The organism is Spirosoma humi, assembly GCF_054776575.1.
Genome location: NZ_BAAHBR010000017.1, coordinates 232789 through 250990 on the forward strand (window position 1 = coordinate 232789; position 18202 = coordinate 250990).

At 51.6% G+C, this 18202-nt stretch carries 12 protein-coding genes; 7 read left to right on the forward strand and 5 right to left on the reverse strand.

Annotated elements, in window-relative coordinates:
- Position 1 precedes the first annotated feature (1 nt).
- Positions 2 to 619 carry an NADPH-dependent F420 reductase gene (locus ACYU8Y_RS23170; protein ID WP_460940519.1) on the forward strand — a complete coding sequence of 206 codons (618 nt, stop codon included), beginning with the start codon at positions 2 to 4 and terminating at the stop codon, positions 617 to 619.
- A gap of 72 nt (positions 620 to 691) precedes the next feature.
- Here ACYU8Y_RS23170 and ACYU8Y_RS23175 read toward each other — a convergent pair whose 3' ends face one another.
- The 5 genes from ACYU8Y_RS23175 to ACYU8Y_RS23195 form a co-directional block, all read right to left on the reverse strand.
- A complete protein-coding gene (locus ACYU8Y_RS23175) occupies positions 692 to 1750 on the reverse strand; it encodes a M48 family metalloprotease (protein WP_460940520.1) in 1059 nt (352 codons plus the stop codon).
- Between the two features lie 92 nt (positions 1751 to 1842).
- Positions 1843 to 2883, reverse strand: a complete 1041-nt coding sequence (locus ACYU8Y_RS23180) for a WD40/YVTN/BNR-like repeat-containing protein (protein ID WP_460940521.1) — start codon at positions 2881 to 2883, stop codon at positions 1843 to 1845.
- A 69-nt stretch (positions 2884 to 2952) separates the two neighbouring features.
- Positions 2953 to 3468, reverse strand: a complete 516-nt coding sequence (locus tag ACYU8Y_RS23185; RefSeq protein WP_460940522.1) for a hypothetical protein — start codon at positions 3466 to 3468, stop codon at positions 2953 to 2955.
- A 13-nt stretch (positions 3469 to 3481) separates the two neighbouring features.
- Positions 3482 to 3937 (reverse strand): RNA polymerase sigma factor sigma-70 region 4 domain-containing protein, encoded by a 456-nt coding sequence (locus ACYU8Y_RS23190; RefSeq protein ID WP_460940523.1) that lies wholly within the window; start codon positions 3935 to 3937, stop codon positions 3482 to 3484.
- A 255-nt stretch (positions 3938 to 4192) separates the two neighbouring features.
- Complete coding sequence (locus ACYU8Y_RS23195) at positions 4193 to 4990, reverse strand: Rossmann-like and DUF2520 domain-containing protein (RefSeq protein WP_460940524.1); 798 nt, start codon at positions 4988 to 4990, stop codon at positions 4193 to 4195.
- A gap of 214 nt (positions 4991 to 5204) precedes the next feature.
- Here ACYU8Y_RS23195 and ACYU8Y_RS23200 point away from each other — a divergent pair, with 214 nt between their 5' ends.
- The 6 genes from ACYU8Y_RS23200 (at position 5205) to ACYU8Y_RS23225 (ending at position 18200) form a co-directional block, all read left to right on the forward strand.
- On the forward strand, positions 5205 to 6695 hold the full coding sequence (locus tag ACYU8Y_RS23200) for a cellulose synthase family protein (protein WP_460940525.1): 1491 nt from the start codon (positions 5205 to 5207) through the stop codon (positions 6693 to 6695).
- A 301-nt stretch (positions 6696 to 6996) separates the two neighbouring features.
- Entirely contained in the window at positions 6997 to 14604 is a 7608-nt protein-coding gene (sov, locus tag ACYU8Y_RS23205) for a T9SS outer membrane translocon Sov/SprA (RefSeq protein WP_460940526.1), read from the forward strand.
- Positions 14605 to 14682: 78 nt separating this feature from the next.
- On the forward strand, positions 14683 to 15744 hold the full coding sequence (locus ACYU8Y_RS23210; RefSeq protein WP_460940527.1) for an aldo/keto reductase: 1062 nt from the start codon (positions 14683 to 14685) through the stop codon (positions 15742 to 15744).
- 106 nt (positions 15745 to 15850) lie between these two features.
- Positions 15851 to 16234: a glycine cleavage system protein GcvH gene (gene gcvH, locus ACYU8Y_RS23215; protein ID WP_460940528.1), complete on the forward strand. Its 384-nt coding sequence runs from the start codon at positions 15851 to 15853 to the stop codon at positions 16232 to 16234.
- A 101-nt stretch (positions 16235 to 16335) separates the two neighbouring features.
- A complete protein-coding gene (locus ACYU8Y_RS23220) occupies positions 16336 to 17652 on the forward strand; it encodes a dihydroorotase (RefSeq protein WP_460940530.1) in 1317 nt (438 codons plus the stop codon).
- The gene (locus ACYU8Y_RS23225) at positions 17649 to 18200 is read left to right on the forward strand and encodes a DUF4199 domain-containing protein (RefSeq protein WP_460940532.1); all 552 of its coding nucleotides are present in this window, start codon (positions 17649 to 17651) and stop codon (positions 18198 to 18200) included. The genes ACYU8Y_RS23220 and ACYU8Y_RS23225 overlap by 4 nt, the downstream gene beginning before the upstream one ends.
- The last annotated feature ends 2 nt before the right edge of the window (positions 18201 to 18202 follow it).

The window sequence follows — 18202 nt, forward strand, 5'->3', positions numbered from 1 at the left end:
AATGAGCGAAACCAACACAACTAGTATTGGCATTATAGGCGCGGGGAACATTGCTCAGGGCTTTGCCAGGCACGTGGCCAACGCTGGCTATTCCGTAATGATCAGTAACAGCCGGGGACCGGAATCGCTAACTGACCTGGCCACAACCCTTGGCGCTGGTGTCAGGGCGGGTACAGTAACGGAGGCCGCGCAGGCGGATATCGTTCTGCTGGCATTACCGTGGCAACATTTGGAGGAAGGGCTTGCCGGTTTACCCGCCTGGAATGGCCGTATTGTTATCGATGCCACGAATTTTATTGTTTTTCCGGAGTTCAAGCCGGCTGACCTTGGCGACCGGACATCGAGCGAGGTCGTATCCGAACTGGTGCCGGGTGCTCGGGTTGTGAAAGCCTTCAATACACTCGATGCGGCCATCTTGGCGGCAGATCCGCACGAAGCGGGCGGGCAACGGGTGCTCTTCTTTTCGGGTGATGATAACGATGCCAAAAAAGCAGTCGGTGACCTGATCAAGGCCATTGGCTTTGCCGGTATTGATCTTGGCGGGCTTATATCAGGTGGGAAATTACAGCAGTTTGGCGGGCCATTGCCTAGCCATAACCTGATAAAATTGCCTAAGTAAAACGCCTGATTTGACTGATATTGACCAAGGGAGCTTTACACGTGTAAAGCTCCCTTGGTTATTCGGCTCTGCCTACTGCACCGGCTGCCCGTTTTTGAAGGTAGCCACTAATTTGTCGCCATCGGCAAAATAGTAGGTTCCTTTTCCATTAGGGATATTTTTCTGGAACCAGCCCGCATATTTATCGCCGTTTCGGTAATAGTACACTCCATAATCGGAGCGGAGGTTATCGCGGAAATTACCTTTGTATTTCAGCTTGCCATCGGCATAATATTCCACGCCTTCACCGTGCTTGTCACCTTCCTCAAATTCGCCAACGTAGCGTTCGCGGGTAGGGTAAACAAAGGTACCCGTCCCGTCTTCACAATCGCCGGAGACACAACCAACAGTGGCTGAACTACGAGTCGGGGCCTTTGGGGCCACAACTGGCCGTGCAGCAACCGTGGGCGTATGGGTTGGCGTGATGGCCTTTGGGGCCATGGCTACCGGGGTTTTGATGGCTGTTCTGCTCTTGGGGTACATTGCTTCCGCTTCCAGCCACCCTTTCCGAATTGCCTCGATACGAGCCGGTTTGGCCGGGTGTGTCGATGTAGCATGTTCGTCGCCAAGGGCCCGTACGGCTACGGTTGCCTCATCCAGGGAAGAGCCTAGCTGGTGCAGCACAAAGCCAGAGAACTTATCGGCTTCAATTTCTTTTATTGGCTGACCACCGCGACCGTCAATCGTGTGTCCCTGCAAATGGTGCCCAATTTCGTGCGCCATGATGCTTATCGCCGACCAATCCGTTTCGGTCTCTTCTTCAATTTGCTGCATGAAGGCACCGTCATAAACGATAAACCGTTGGCCTTTGAGCACCGTCGCAAAACAGTTGTCAGTATTGGAGCACTCAATGACTTTGAAATTCCGAATCAGGCCGATGGGTCTTAGAATTCGATCAACTACTTTTTCGGCATGGCCGTTCGAGGCTGTGGTTGGGGAGCAGACGACCTGCGAGCCAATCTTACCACCCGTATAGCTACAGATAAAGACGCCAGATCCTAAGGGCAACGTATTGGTCTGGGCAAACAGGGGGCCAGCAAGGGCCGTACTTAACAAAAGGGCAGGTAAACATAAAGCCGCTCTCACAGGCATAACCGGGTGGGGTTAATCGTTCAACACGGCAGAATAACGACGGAAGCAGGCTGGCTATTTTAAGTCGCGAGCAGGAAAGTTTTCGGGCTCATTTACTTAAACCGCTGTATGGCCACTTTCCCTTTGGCTCCCACCGCATAACAGGTGCCCTTGGCGCAGGCTACCGAGTGAAAACCGTCCGTATCGAGCCGCTGCCAGGTTTGACCCTGATCGGCCGAGAGGCTCGTACCCGATGGGCCAACGGTGAGTAATCGGTCGCCGGGAAGTAAAGCAACGGCTTCTTTCAGTCCGGGCGGATCAGTTGGGGTGAGGAGCGTCCAGGTTTGCCCACCATCGCGGGTGATGGCGCCATTCTGGCCGGGCTGCTGTTCCTGTTTGTAATTGCCACCGACGACTACACCGATTTTTTCGGTGAAAAAATGCATCCCGAATAGCCCCGTGGCTTCGCCGGCGGGCAATGGCGTATTACTGACTGCCCAGGTTCGACCCCGGTCCTTGGACCGAAATACGCGGCCAAACACACCGCCACCCGACGCGATCCAGACGTTTCGCTTGCCTTGCACAACGATGCTGGTACCGCTGGCGGCAAAAGCGGCTTCGTTCGGTTCCATAACGGGCAGATTGGCTGGTGGTATGGGCTGCCAGGTCTTGCCGCCATCGTCGGTGGTCAAAATAAACCACCGGCGTCCAACAGCCGCATCGGTCAGGGGATCGCTGAAAACAATGCCATGCTGATCGTCCCAGAAATCAATTCCGTCGAAAAATACACCCTCTTGCAGGGTTTCATATTGACGTGTCCAGTGCTGACCGCCATCGGTCGTTTTGTATAGCCGAGCCTGTCCTTTTTCAGCAGGCCCAGCGCTCATCAGGTAAGCCGTCTGGGCATCGATCGCCTGAACGTCGCGGAAGTCGCAGGTTTGGGCATCGGGAACCGTGCCTGTCTGCCAGGTCTTGCCGCCATCGGCGGTATGAAGAAAGGTGCCTTTTGTTCCACCGATCCAGGCCACATCCGCCCCTGCCACACTAACGGCCCGGAAGCTGGCATCGGTTCCAACGGATTGAGGTTGCCACTGCGAAAAAGCGGGTGCACTGAGCGATAGTGCACCCACGAGGATACCAAGGAGTTGTTTCATGAAGGATCAATTGACTGCAAAGTGGCAAATTTTGCCGGGAAAGCCAGTCCATTAATCAACTATATCACGTCAGGGGTTCAAACCGCCCGGTTGAGGGGCTGGCGCTGTTTGCGGAGTGGCAGCTTTAAGGCGAATGATTTCTTCCGCCTGGCTACTGGCTTTGAAATAATAATAGAGTCCAAGAATCAGGAAAATTTTCGACAGAACGAAGACGGCGATGAACGCAGGACGCCAGTATTTATGAACCCGTATATGCGTATCATCGACTTCAACGTGTACGTACGATTGCTCGTTCGAGCGAGTTTCCGTCGATTCCTGGGCAGTTTGTGTAGAGGGTTCTTCTTCCCATTTTTTGATTTCAGTTTCGCTGATGCGCAACATAACTGCTTCCCGAATGCTGGGTGGTGGGGGCACCCCATTGCGCAGGAAGTACGCTTCCATATCCGCTTCGAGTTCGTTCAAGGCGGTCCGCACGTCATCATCCTTGGCCAGAAGTTGCTCTACTTCTTCCTTTTCCTTCTCTGTAGTTAAGCCTAACAGATACGCTTCCAGAATACCGTCTTTTAAATAATTAAAGGTCTTCAAGGTGGTTTTGCTATTAAGACGAACGGAGATGTTTGAAATATGCGTAAATGAATTTTAATACGTTTGTTCGGGACAGGTGCAGTTTTTCCGCAACAGTTTCGAGTGAATATCCCTGAAAAAACGATAAATCGAAAACGGTGTTCTCGAGGTTATCGTTCGTATTAAAATGACCGTTCGTATCAGAAGTTGATAAAATTGGTGAGGAAACCGGATCTGCAGATTTAGCCGCGAGTGCTTTTAATCTGGCCAGACGAATGATCTCACCAGCTGTATGGGCCGGAATGTCAGCGCATTCGTTTAACTGGGGCGATGAAAACAAATCGATTAATACCGCCTGTGCTCGTTCGGGTTCTGGAATAATCCGTAAGATAATGCCATATGCCATCGAACTGTACTGATCATACAACGTTAAATGGTCTGCATGTCTTATAACTTCCTGGGAAGTTTGTGCTTTTTCTACCTGTTTCATTCCACTCCCACCACTATAATTAATAAGATAGGATGACCAGTTTTTATTGCCAGTCATTTTAAAGGATATACCTGTAAGTTTACTAATAGGCTTATTGGTTAATAAAAGCCCGTCATATGACATAAAATTTATTTAAACATCAGGAATTTTGTATTGAAAACAAAAAAATCGTAAACATATATTGATAAAATGGCCCATATGGCTTTTAATCGTCCTTTAATGTAAATAGATTATAACGGAAATAGAATGATACTATCAGCTGTATTTATGCCGAATGCTTTTCGTCAGTAGTTGATAAATTTCGGCCAGTTTTGGCTGACTACTCAGATAAGTTAAGTGCGTGTCGATGGTTGTCAGGTCACCCCGGCGGGCCGGACCCGTTTGAACAGTCGCCGGATCCGGAGCGTCCAGCCCTTTGCGAAACGTTTCGGTAATGAGCGGTCGCAGTAAGTCGAAATCCAGCCCGTCCTGAACCGTCAAGTCGTGTGCAATGGTAAGCAGATGGTTGGTGAAATTACAGGCAAAAACAGCGGCCACGTGCAACGTTCGGCGTTCCTCGGAGGTGATAAGGTAAACGGTATCGCTAATATCCTGCCCTAGCTGAACCAGGCTGTCTTCGGTCGCGCTGTCAGTGGCTTCGATACAGAGTGGAATCTCATCGAAGAGCATAAAAGATTGTCCTTTGGTGAACGTCTGGAGCGGATAAAAAACGCCCGTTCGAACGGGAACATCGCTGTAGATGGCCATCCAGTTTTCCAGGGAACTAAGGGGGCGGCCCCCCGATGTGTGTACAAGAATGGCGGTTTCGGGCAGCACCAATTGGGAACAAACGCTTTCGAGAGCATCGTCGGGAACGGCCAGTACGAAAAGCTGCGACGGACTATCGGCGAAATTTAATTCGGAGTGAGTGCGGGCATCGTAAAGATTGCTGACTAACTGACGGGCGTGCTTAAGCTGGTGACTATACACTTCATTGATGTGATGCCCCGCGTTTTCGAGAGCCGGAGCCAGGTGCCAGGCCAGATTGCCTGCGCCAATAAATGAAATTTCCATGCTCAAGTATAGGCTATTTTACTGGAATCGAAGCGGTACTTGGGTCTTTGTCTATCCAATGTAAAACGTTCGACAGGCTTTTTAGCCGGTGGCGTTTCCTAATTAGGTTCGTCATTTGTCAACCATTTGGCTCATCAACTAGTTACCTACCTTGATTAATCTACTAAGCTATTAGGTTAAGAAGCACAAACAGACAAGTCTCGCCTTCACCCATATGGAAATCCTGGTCCTGATCGTATATGCAATGGCCTTACTTTTGCTGTTCGTATATAACTGTGGTCAATTAAGTTTGATAGTTAAGTATTTACGATCAGAGAAGCAGCGTCGGGCACTCGCTCAATCAGTTAGCACGATTTCGTTAGACAGATTACCCTCAGTAACGATTCAACTGCCGGTTTACAATGAACTGTATGTTGTGGAACGGCTCATCGACGCCGTTGTGCAGCTTCATTACCCCAAGGATAAACTCGACATACAGTTACTGGATGATTCGACCGACGAAACCGTCGGAATCATTGCCCGCAAAATAGCGGACTACAAACAGCAGGGTTATGCCATCGAGCACATTCGCCGACCCGAACGCAACGGCTTCAAAGCGGGAGCGCTGGCCTACGGACTAACGATCGCTAAAGGCGAGCTACTGGCCATTTTTGACGCCGATTTTGTGCCCGATCCGGAGTTTCTGCTGAAAACCGTCCCCCACTTTACTGATCCGAAAGTGGCGATCGTGCAAACGCGCTGGGAACACTTAAATGAAGATTTCTCGCTGATAACCCAATTACAGGCATTTGGCCTGAACGCGCACTTTACGGTTGAGCAGAGTGGCCGGTATGCTGCCGGGTTACTGGCCAACTTTAACGGTACGGGGGGCGTTTGGCGAAAAGCGGCCATCGTTGATGCGGGCGGCTGGCATAGCGATACCCTGACCGAAGATCTGGACCTGAGCTACCGGGCTCAGCTGCGGGGCTGGAAGTTTGTTTATCGGGAAGACGTTGGTTCGCCAGCCGAATTGCCCGTTGCCATGAACGCCCTCAAGTCGCAGCAATACCGCTGGATGAAAGGAGCCGCCGAATGCGCCCGCAAGCTTTTCCTGAACGTCCTCAAATCGCCGGGAGTCTCTCTCTCGATGAAACTACACGCGTTTTTTCACCTGTTCAGTAGTGCCACCTTTATTCTGGTACTGTTATTGGGCGTAATGAGCGTGCCGCTGATTTACATCCGCAGCCAGCATCCCGAGTGGGAGTGGGTGTTTGTGGTTATCAACCTATTCCAGTTCAACCTGTTGATTTTGATTACGTTTTACGGAATTCCCGTCTGGTTCCTGAAAGGAGCCTCGAAGCGTAAACTAGCCTGGTATTTTCCCATGTATTCGTCGCTCATGATGGGGCTGTCGCTGCACAACACGATTGCCGTTATCGAAGGATACATGGGCCGGAAAACGCCCTTCGTACGAACGCCAAAATTCAATGTTAAAACGGCGGCCGATAGCTGGGCGGCCAATAAATACATCAGTCGCCGGATAAGCTGGTTAACGGTGGTGGAAGGATTACTGGCAGTTTATTTTTTAGGCGGTCTAGCGCTGGCTATTTATATCCACGACTACCGTATGTTTTTTCTTCACATCATGCTCATGGTTGGCTTTGGCATGGTCACCATCTACTCATTGATTCAGGCCGTAAATCGCTCGGCACCAATGCCTGTCTAAGCCAACCTCGACATACAGTATTCATTCAGCTAAGGACAAGTAATTACCGGCATATTCTGGCGTGGTAATTGTAGGATTTTGTCGTGAACAAGCTCATCGTTGTGGCGGAAAATTCCGAAACGATGGGCTATCTGTTCGTATGACATCTTCTTAATTCTTACTTTTGTTTATTATTTATGCTGAATCTAAACAAAACGGCTAGTTAAAAAATCTCTCTGGCAACAGACGATTGGTCTGTTGCTGGCCGTTTGATAGAAGAACGTCCCATTCGCTACTAATTCTGAACCTTACAGTGTCTTCAATGGTGAACCCCTACTTTGTTCACAGTTCTGTCGTTAGCCACCTCATTCCTATTGTCAGTCGATTCCTGTTTATGCCAAACGGGTGGTTGATGCTGGGATGCTGGCTACTTATTGGGCTGAGCGTAAGCGTAGGGCAGGACCAACCTGCGCCCGCCCGACGCGGTGCTGCAGCCCGCCGGCAACAGGCGCTAACTGACTCGGCTCGTGCCGACGCACGTCGCCGGGCAATTGCCCGGGCTGATTCGGCGAAGCAGGCCATTCAGGATCGAAATGATAGCATTCGTGCCTTGCGGAGTGCCAACCGACGGCCAACCGTAAACTGGCCTGACCGGCGTGCCACGCGTTTCTCGGAACGACCGTCTAAATCACCTTTTATACTTCGTGATCCGAAAGGTGTATCGACCGATTTTCGGCTTGGACCGGATGGCGGCATTGCCGTAACGGAACGCGTCCGCACGGGCGTGTCATTGTCGGGGGCACCCATGAGCAATACGGCCACGTCGGTTGCTCCTGTATCGGGTACCGGCGGAGCAGGCACAACCACTACCAGCCAGCCTGTGTCAATTTTGCCCCCCTCACAGTTCGGCTTACCATACCGCCCCGCCGAAACAATTCCCTTTTCGACCTATAATCAGCTTCAGAACCAGCGCGTTGGACAGAATATCCTGCGGGAGTATAGCGCCAAACGCGATGGACAGAGTGCTTTAAGCGGGCGGGGGTTGTCGCCTAAGCTTGAACTGCCGCCCGTTATCGACCGGCTTTTCGGGGGTAGCCAGGTTGATTTTAAACCCAACGGATTTGTCACGCTCGACTTCGGGTACCTCTATCAATTTATCGACAATCCGGTTCTTCCCGTGCGGCAACGCCGGAATGGGAACTTCCTGTTCAATGAGCAGATCAATATCAACTTCAACGGCAAGATTGGGGAGAAGCTGGGTGTGCTGGCTAACTTCGATACGAAGGCCAGTTTCAACTTTGAGAACGCGCTCAAACTCAATTACAAACCGGGTGGCGGTTTGCCGGCTTTTGGTACAGGACAGGGATTGCCCGGTATGCCTAACCTGCCGAGTGTTCCTAATCTGCCGGGCGCACCCAGTTTGCCAGGAATGACGGGTTCGACGCCCACCTTTACGCCCCAGAACGAAAGCATTCTCCAAGGGCTTGAAGTCGGCAACATCAGTTGGGCAGTCAACAGTCAGCTGATTCCGGGTGTACAGAATCTGTTTGGTATAAAAACCCAATTGCGGTTCGGTAAACTGAATGCGACACTGGTTGCCTCCCAGCAACGGTCGCGTAAGAATGAGATTGTTTTGCGGGGAGGCACCTCCAACCGACCCTACGAAATAAGGGCCGATCAATACGACGAAAACCGACATTTCTTCCTGTCGCAGTTTTTTCGGGCCAACTACGAAGCCTCGCTGAAGACGTTGCCGCAGGTAACCTCGGGGGTAAACGTGACCCGTGTGGAGGTGTATGTAACGAACCGGACCAACACGACCGAGTCGCTGCGTAACATTGTTGGTTTTCAGGATTTAGGAGAAGGAAACCCCTACAGTCAGACCAATCCGAACCTACCACCGTTTTCCCGAAATAACCGAACGCCGTCGGACAATACCGCGAACAGTCTGTACAACAAACTGACAGCTGATGGCGCCAATCCACTCCGGCAGGTAGATCGGACAAACGACGTTCTGACCGGCCAGTATCAACTGGCCAAAGGTACGGACTACGACCTGCTTCGGGGGGCTAAACGCCTGACCGATCGCGAGTTTAAACTCCAGCCCGACCTGGGTTATATCTCGCTGGTAACGCCCCTTCGTAACGATGAAATTCTGGCTGTAGCCTACGAGTACACCTACCAGGGCCGACGTTATAAAGTGGGTGAATTGACGGAAGATTATCAGTCCCGCCGACCCGAAGAAGTGCTGGTGTTGAAGTTGTTGAAGTCGGCTACGCTGCGCAACAACCTGCAATTGCCGATGTGGAATTTGATGATGAAAAATATCTATTCCCTGCCTACGGCGCAAATCACCCGGCAAGGGTTTCAGCTACGCATCATCTACAAAGACGACGTAACGGGTATCGATAACCCGAACTTACAGGAAGGAGCCATCCAGAATATACCCTTGGTACAGGTATTTGGCATGGACCGACTCAACCAGCAACTGGACGCTCAGCCCGATGGTAACTTTGACTACGTCGAGAATCTTACCATCGATAGCCGGTATGGGAAAATCATTTTTCCGACTCTGGAGCCCTTCGGCGCGTACCTGGCCACCCGACTTGGCAACGATCCATCGTTAAGAGCCAAGTACGTTTTTGATCAGCTTTACCGCACGACCCAGACCGATGCCCAGCAGATTGCGGATAAAAACAAGTTCTTTCTGAAAGGGTCGTTTCAATCGGGTAATGGAGCAGAGGTGCAATTGCCATTCGGTGTAAATGAGCAGTCGATCACCGTTACAGCGGGTGGCGTGCCGCTGATGGCCTCCCAGGATTATGTTTTTGAAGCACAAACGGGGCGGTTGCGAATTATCAATGAGAGTGTAACCAATTCTGGCCGCGAGATTCGGATCAGTTACGAGCAACCGGATTTGTTCCAGAATCAGATCAGAACGCTGATCGGTACGCGTCTGGATTACGCCATCAATCGGGATGTAAGCGTTGGCCTGACGGCCATGCACATGAAAGAAACGCCCGCTGGTTTCCTAACCCGCGTCGCACTGGGTAATGAGCCCGTCAACAATACCATCCTGGGGCTGAATGCAACTATCCGAAAGGATTCGCCGGGCTTAACGCGTTTTCTGGATGCGCTGCCGGGCGTGCAGACTAAGGAGCTATCGACGATTCAGCTAACGGCCGAAGTCGCGCAACTCTTCCCCGGCACGAACCAGAAGGCACGGAACGAGAGCTACCTGGATGATTTTGAAGCAGCCCGGACCATTTATGACCTGACCCGTCAACCAACCCGCTGGCGATTAGGCGCCACTCCGCAACAGTTTCCGCAGGGGACATTTGCCGATCCGTTGCCGTTTGCGTATAACCGCGCCCGTATCTCGGTCTATACCGTAGACCCCAGTATTTTCGGCTCAACGGGTACGCTGGGCGTCACGTCAAACATTGACCTGGACGACGTAAATGCTCACGTGTATGAGCGTCCGTTTTTGCCACAGGATTTGTTTCCGGGTCGGTCGGCCAGAGTGGTGCAGTTGCCCGAAAGTATTCTGGACGTAGCTTATTTCCCGAGCGAACGGGGAATGTATAACTACAATACGAACCTGGATGCCAGCGGAAACCTGCCGAACCCAAGACAGAATTTCGGGGCTGTAACACGGGCTATCGCTTCGGATATTGATTTCGATAATGCCAATATCGAGAACGTCACGTTCTGGCTTATGGACCCTTTTGTTCCGGGATCAGCCGGGGTGATACGAGGTAGCAATGTCGACGCCAAAAACACAAACAACACGACGGGTGGTAAACTGGTGTTTAACCTCGGCGATATTTCGGAAGACGTTATAAAAGATGGTCGTTACGAATTTGAAAACGGATTTCCTGCCAGCGCCGAAAACACCGATTCGCGCTATGGTACGGTTCAAACCACGAACTGGGGAAAGGCACCTACCCAGCAATTCGTTACCAATGCGTTTCAGAGCGGGGTTCGTGATCGCCAGGATATCGGTCTGGATGGACTCAGCAGCCAGCCTACCATTCCAGCAGGCGTTACATCTGAGCAGGAGTTTTTTCAGAATTACCTGCGGGCCATTCAATTGCGGGTAACGGACCCACAGGCGCTGGCCGATATCCAGGCGGATCCCTCGGGTGATGACTTTAAGTTCTACCTGGGTGAAGAAGCCGACCAGCAGAAATACCTCGTGGCGCGCTACAAGCGGTTTATGGGTATGGAAAACAACTCGCCCGAAAACACCACCACCAATCAGTTCCTAACCCCAGCTTCGTCTACACTTCCCGATATTGAAGATCTGAACATCGATAATACGATCAATGACAACGAGGCCTATTATGAATATGAAGTAGACCTGCGTCAGGGCAAACTGGAAGTTGGTCAGAAATACATTGTCGATAAAGTATCTGTGCCGACAAAGGGCGCGCCGGGGGGCGTTGTCACCTGGTACCAGTTTCGGATTCCGATTCGCGAACCGCTGCGAAAAGTGGGGAGCATCAACGGATTCAAGTCGATGCGTTTTATGCGGATGTACCTGACCGATTTTGCCGAACCCGTCGTACTCCGGTTTGCTGAGTTGCAGATGGAAGCTAACCAGTATCGTAAGTACACCGGCGATCTGACACAGCGCGGTTTGCAGGAAGTTCCGGAGCCATACGACGCCAACTTCACCGTTTCTACGGTTAACGTGGAAGAGAACAGCAGTACGCAGACGTCAGCCGCCGGTGGTGATAAATACATTTATTCGGTACCTCCGGGTTACCAGCGTGACCGCGATTACACGCAGCCAAACGTTGTCGAGTTGAACGAGCAGTCGATGCGTTTAAGCGTGACGAATCTGCGGGATGGCGATTCGCGTGGTGCGTTCAAGAATACCAATTTCAATCTGCTATTCCGGGAGCGTATCCGGATGTTCGTGCACATGCACAACCCCGATAACGTAAGTAAGCCAGGGGTATCGACATTCGTGCGGATTGGCACCGATTATACGGACAACTATTACGAAATCGAGATTCGGGATCTGACGGCAACTCCCCCCAATAATTCTGATCCTGAAACGGTATGGCCTGCGGCCAATGAACTGGACTTGGCACTGGAGGAATTGATTAACCTGAAAGCCAACCGCAACCGTTTCCTCACTCGCCGGACATCACTGCCTTACTCCGAACCATCGGCGGACCAGCGTTATATACTGACCGTGGTGGGCAACCCTGATCTGAGTTCGGTGCAGTCCATTATGATTGGCGTACGGAATCCAAAAATTGCGGGTGACGGTGAACGGCCCCTATCCTTTACCGTTTGGGTCGATGAGTTCCGGGCCTATGGCTATGACCAGCATTCGGGCATGGCCGCTATTGGCGCGCTGAATATGAAACTGGCCGACATTGGTACGCTGACGGCTTCGGGCCGAATTACGACCTTTGGCTTCGGGGGCGTACAGACGCGCATTGGTGACCGGGCTCTCGAAACCACCTCCGAATTCGGGTTCTCATCGGCGCTGTCGATCGATAAATTTCTCCCAGCCAGTTGGGGGCTACGCATTCCGCTGTACGTCAGCTATGATCACCGGAATGTAAATCCACACTTTGATCCGCTGGATCCCGATACGCCTTTGGAAACATCCCTGTCGACCAAAGCCGACAATGAGCGGGATAGCTACCGGCAGTTGGTTCAGGACAATACGACGCGCCGGGGGTATAATTTTTCGAACGTGCGAAAAGTGAAGACTAACCCAAATGCCAAGTCGCACTTCTGGGATTTCGAAAATTTTGCGTTCACCTATGCGTTCAACGATGCCAAACGAACCAATATTCTTACCCAGGAATACCTCCAGCAACAGCATCGGGGTGGTATTGCATACACCTTCAGCGGGCAGCCCAGGGCGTTTGAGCCCTTCCGGAATGTGGCCTCGTTCGAGGCTCCGTACCTGCGCTGGCTAAAGGATTTTAACCTGACATTGCTGCCTACGCTGGTATCTATCCGAACGGATATGGACCGGAGCTTTATTAAAACACAACTCCGCTCATCGGACCTGACAACCAACGGTATAGTGCCGCAGTACGAGAAGTATTTCCTGTTCAATCGCTATTACGACCTTACCTGGAACCTGACCCGCAGCCTGGTGCTGACCTATCATGCGCAGGCCAATGCCATTATCGACGAACCCGCGGGAGACATTAATACCCAGGCGAAACGGGACTCGATCATCAACAGCATTAAACACCTGGGTCGGATGAAAAATTTCGTGCAGGACATTCGGGCCACGTACCGGTTGCCGCTGGACAAGATTCCGCTTCTCGACTGGGTGGCTGCCGATGCGGTGTATCGTGTGGGCTTCCAGTTTCAGGCCAACTCTTTCGGCGTTGTCGATTCGCTGGGCGTGCCGTTCGGAAACATACTCCGCAACGACCGCGAACGGGGCATTACTGGCCGAGTCGACCTGATTCGACTATATAATAAAATTAGGTACCTGCGCTTTGCCAATACACCCGCGCCCATTCGCAAAAACTTCGCCCGCAACCCCGGCGATATTGAAGATATTGTTCGGGGGGAAAGCAAAGTGTTGAAAAACTTTACGCGGGCGCTGCTTACGGTGCGGGGTATCAACTTCTCGTACTCTTTACAGGAATCAACGATTTTGCCCGGGTTTCTGCCCACGCCCAAACTGTTTGGGTTAAGTTCCGAAAACGCCCCCGGACTGGGATTTGTGCTGGGAAGCCAGGATCATAATATCGCTTACAAAGCCGCTGAAAAAGGCTGGCTGTCGCCGAGCACCATACTCAATACCGCTTTCCAGCAAAACATTACCAAAAAGTTTACGGCCAGCACGACTCTGGAGCCATTTAAGGATTTCCGGATGCAAATCAACTGGCGCCTGGACCGTACGGATGCGTATCAGGAATACTACCGGCCAGGCGCACAGGGCGGTCCGTTTGAGACGTTCTCGGCGGTGCGTAACGGGCAGTTCAGCATGTCGTTCTGGTCGTTCCGAACCGCCTTTATTGGCTTGCGCGGCAACAGCACGTCGCCCATTTTCGATAAATTTGAGGAATACCGACAATACTTTATCGATAAGCTAACGGCTGCCAATCCGGAGAAGACAGGGCATTATGACAAAACCTCGCAGGATGTGTTGATACCCGCTTTTTTTGCCGCCTACAGCGGACAACCGAAGGAGAAAGCACAATTGTCGCCCTTCTATAACTTTCCGCTTCCAAACTGGCAGGTTGCGTACAACGGTTTGTCGGGCTTAGGATTTATTCGGAAGCGGTTCAGCTCGTTCACCATCAATCATAGCTATTCATCGACGTACAGTGTCGGGAATTTTATTTCCAATCTGGATTACGGGGCTGCCTACGTCAATCTGGCTGTGCAAGGATATCAAATGGCCTCTTCCATCAATCAGCTAGGGCAGTACGTTCCCGTCTTTGCGATGAGTACCATAACTATGTCGGAAAAATTTGCGCCGATGCTTGGGGTACAGTTCCAGACGAAAAACCGGATCAGCGGGCGGCTGGAGTACAACCAGAGCCGCGATATTGCGATGAGCCTCTCCAACTCGCAGGTAGCCGAACTGAGCAACAAGGATCTGACGGCCTCGGTTGGGTTTACCCGGCAGAATATGCGCATCCCGTTCAAAATAAACGGTGCCTATAAGAAGCTGAAAAATGACCTGACTTTTTCCTGCAACCTGACATTGCGCGACACGCGGGCCATTCAGCGGAAACTAGATGCCGAGCAGATCATTACGGCGGGGAACGTGAATTTTCAGTTGCGTCCACAAGTCAGCTACATCGTCAGCCGTCGTCTGAACTTCAATTTCTACTTCGACCGGACCTTCAACGATCCGCTCGTGTCGAACTCATTCCGTCGGGCTACTACCTCGGGTGGTGTGCAGGTGAAGTTCAACCTGGCGGAGTAGGGTAGCTGGTTAATTAAGTCGTCGATTAACAATCCCGCTCATTTGCCGGTTGATTCAAGACAAATTAACCAACATACTATGAATTATAATTCGCTTGGTAATACGGGTGTACTGGTCTCCGAAATTTGCCTTGGTACTATGACGTTTGGCGGCAATGGCTACTGGAAAGCCATGGGCGAACTTCAGCAGAACGCCGTCAATGATATTGTTAAAACCGCGCTGGACAATGGCATTAATTTCATCGATACGGCCAATGTCTATTCATTCGGTGAGTCGGAACGTTTGTTAGGACAGTCAATCAAATCGTTGGGACTGTCGCGGGATGAACTCGTGATTGCCACCAAAGTACGGGGCCGGATGGGCGAAGGTAAAAATCAGGTGGGGCTGGGTCGTCTGCAAATCATGCAGCAACTGGAAGGCAGCCTGAAACGGATGCAGGTAGACCATGTTGATCTATACCAAATTCATGGTTTTGATCCGATAACGCCCCTGGAGGAAACCATGCGCGGCCTGGAAGACGTCGTCAGAAGCGGGAAAGTACGCTACATCGGCTGCTCGAATCTCGCTGCCTGGCAGGTCATGAAAGCCAATGGCATTGCGGATAAGTACGGCTGGTCGAAATTTATTTCTACCCAAAACTACTACTCCATTGCGGGCCGGGATCTCGAAAATGAGATCGTGCCGATGGTACTGGATCAGCAGATGGCGATTCTGCCCTGGAGCCCGCTGGCGGGTGGTTTCCTGTCCGGCAAATACACCCGCGATAACAAACCCGACGGGGATTCGCGTCGGTTAGGTTTCGATTTTCCGCCCGTCAACCAGGAGCGTGCGTACGATATTATCGACGCGATGAAACCCATTGCCGACGCACATGGGGTTTCGGTAGCGCGCATTGCGCTGGCCTGGGTGTTGGCAAAGCCGGGTGTAACCAGTGTCATTATCGGGGCTAAAAATACGGATCAACTGCTGGACAATATCAAGGCTGTGGACGTAAGCTTAACCACTGAACAACTGGATCAACTGGATGAGATCAGTGCCACGCCCATGCCTTATCCGCAATGGATGATTCAGCGGCAGGGTGGTGATCGGTTAGGGGTTGCCAATTTCTCGCCGAACCAGTCGACGGTAGCCGCCAAGTAACGTTGTAAACGGACAAAACCGATAGGGAGCGGCTTCGTCACCAAATCCGGTTTGCAAATCCGGCCCCATCTACCGTATTTTGTGGTCATAAATCAATTCCCCTACAATGACTTTTCCTGCAGAACTAAGCTATACGGAGGATCACGAATGGATTCGGATCGAAGCTGACGGTACCGCCGTGGTTGGAATTACGGAATTCGCACAAAATGAACTGGGCGACATTATCTTCATCGACGTAACTACCGTTGGCCAATCGCTTGCCAAAGGTGATGTATTTGGCGCGGTCGAAGCTGTCAAAACCGTATCAGATTTGTTTTTGCCACTCGAAGGTGAAATTATTGAATTGAATCCGGCCATTGAAAAATCGCCCGAATTGCTCAACAGCGATCCGTACGGAGAAGGCTGGATTATTCGCCTGAAACCCGCTGACGCATCGCAGAAGGATGGCTTATTAACCGCCGACACGTATGCGGAGTTAGTGGGTGCCTGATTACACGTATTGAATACCAGAAGGCTCCGTAAGGGGCCTTTTTTTTAAACTATCTTTTTACTTCGGCCCCTTCACTTGAAAAAAGAGGAGGGGAGTTCCTCATGCAACTCCTGATTCGTTCTGCCCATATTGTTGATGCTGCTTCACCGTTCGATGGACAGGTGCGTGATATTCTGGTTGAGAATGGCCTGATTCGTCAAATTGGTGAAGAAATTTCTGTCGATGCTACTGTCCGGGTGATCGAAGCGGATAACCTGCATGTTTCCTCGGGTTGGGTTGATATGCGTGTGTCGACGCAAGACCCTGGTTACGAACACAAGGAAGACCTGACGAGCGTCTGCCGGGCCGCAGCCGCCGGTGGATTCACCGATATTGCCGTTTTGCCCAATACGCAGCCTGTTGTTGATGCCAAAGGAACGTTGGGCTATGTTCAGCGCATGGCCGAAGGCCAGCCCGTTAGCATTCACGTCATTGCTGCGGTGACCAAAAAAGCCGCCGGAGAAGATTTTACGGAAATGCTCGACTTGCACCACGGTGGGGCCGTTGCGTTTTCGGATGGTAATCATCCGCTCCAGAACCCGGATCTGCTGCTCAAAACCCTGCAGTATCTGCAACCTGTCAATGGTTTGCTCATGAATCGCCCGGAAGAAACGCTCCTGACTAAGTTTGGTCAGATGCATGAAGGGATTCAGAGTACGTTGCTTGGCTTAAAGGGCATCCCCGCTGTAGCCGAGGAATTGATGATTGAGCGCGACCTGCGGTTGCTGGATTACGTAACGAGTGAGGAGTCGAATACCGATGGCCTGGAAACAACCGCGCCCGGCGCGACGCCACCAGCCTTGCATTTCTCCACCATTTCCACCGCTCGATCGGTTGAGCTGATTCGGCAGGCGAAAGCAAAGGGTAAGCCTGTTAGTTGCGATGTGGCAGCTCACCAGCTCGTTTTCGATGATTCGGCGCTGGCGGGCTTCGACACAAACCTGAAAGTCAATCCGCCGTTTCGGTCGCCGGACGACGTGGCGGCCTTGTGGGTAGGTTTGGCCGATGGGACCATCGATGCCATTGTGTCGGATCATACACCACAGGATGCCGAAAGCAAGAACCTGGAATTCGATCAGGCTGACTTTGGCATAACGGGACTCGAAACGGTCTTCGCCAGCACCATCACCCACAACCGAGGGTTGACTCTGGCGCAACTGATCGATAAACTGGCTGCCCGGCCCCGGCATATTTTGCGCCTTCCGGCCTTAAGCATTGCAGAAGGGCAACCCGGCAGCCTGACCTTATTCGATCCAACCGGCACCTGGACATACGACCGGACACACTCTAAATCAAAAAACTCACCGTTTCTGGGCCAGACGCTCACTGGCCGCGTCATTGGCACGGTGCATCGGGGCCAATTTACTCCTACCGTATGAACAGTATCCTTGCTTATTTTTCGCACCCGTTGTTGAAAATCCCGTTGCTCTCCGGGTTGGCCACGGGTGTTCTCTGTTTTCTTTACTTTCTCGGTCTATACGCTATCGGCGTACCGGCTTTGGGCAATATCCGGGTGCTTGATTACGGCATTCATATTATCACGATACTCGCCACGATCTGGTATTACCGGAAATATGTAGGACACGGGCAACTGCATTTGTGGGAAGGGCTGACGATTGGCTACGTGCTCAATACGGTAGCGGCTCTGGTAACAGGATGGCTTATTTATCTATTTGTCACACAGATCGATCCGGGTGTTTTTGCCGAATACGTGACGAATTCCAAAAAGCTTCTGCTGGAAGGTAAGAAGCAGATTACCGACCAGTTTGGCCCCGAAACGTTCGCCCAGCAGTGGGAAAAGGTATCAACGATGGAACCCGGTGTTTTGCTCCCCGACGAACTGACCAAAAAAACAGCGCTGGCTGTACTCCCGGTACTCGTTATCTCGCTTATTTTCCGTAAGCAGGACTATAGCATCATGCAATAACC

Coding starts and splice junctions, on each gene's coding strand:
- ACYU8Y_RS23180 (WP_460940521.1), bottom strand. CDS start 2,883: ATGAAACAACTCCTTGGTATCCTCGTGGGTGCACTATCGCTCAGTGCA.
- ACYU8Y_RS23170 (WP_460940519.1), top strand. CDS start 2: ATGAGCGAAACCAACACAACTAGTATTGGCATTATAGGCGCGGGGAAC.
- ACYU8Y_RS23210 (WP_460940527.1), top strand. CDS start 14,683: ATGAATTATAATTCGCTTGGTAATACGGGTGTACTGGTCTCCGAAATT.
- ACYU8Y_RS23175 (WP_460940520.1), bottom strand. CDS start 1,750: ATGCCTGTGAGAGCGGCTTTATGTTTACCTGCCCTTTTGTTAAGTACG.
- ACYU8Y_RS23220 (WP_460940530.1), top strand. CDS start 16,336: ATGCAACTCCTGATTCGTTCTGCCCATATTGTTGATGCTGCTTCACCG.
- gcvH (WP_460940528.1), top strand. CDS start 15,851: ATGACTTTTCCTGCAGAACTAAGCTATACGGAGGATCACGAATGGATT.
- sov (WP_460940526.1), top strand. CDS start 6,997: ATGGTGAACCCCTACTTTGTTCACAGTTCTGTCGTTAGCCACCTCATT.
- ACYU8Y_RS23190 (WP_460940523.1), bottom strand. CDS start 3,937: ATGAAACAGGTAGAAAAAGCACAAACTTCCCAGGAAGTTATAAGACAT.
- ACYU8Y_RS23195 (WP_460940524.1), bottom strand. CDS start 4,990: ATGGAAATTTCATTTATTGGCGCAGGCAATCTGGCCTGGCACCTGGCT.
- ACYU8Y_RS23200 (WP_460940525.1), top strand. CDS start 5,205: ATGGAAATCCTGGTCCTGATCGTATATGCAATGGCCTTACTTTTGCTG.
- ACYU8Y_RS23225 (WP_460940532.1), top strand. CDS start 17,649: ATGAACAGTATCCTTGCTTATTTTTCGCACCCGTTGTTGAAAATCCCG.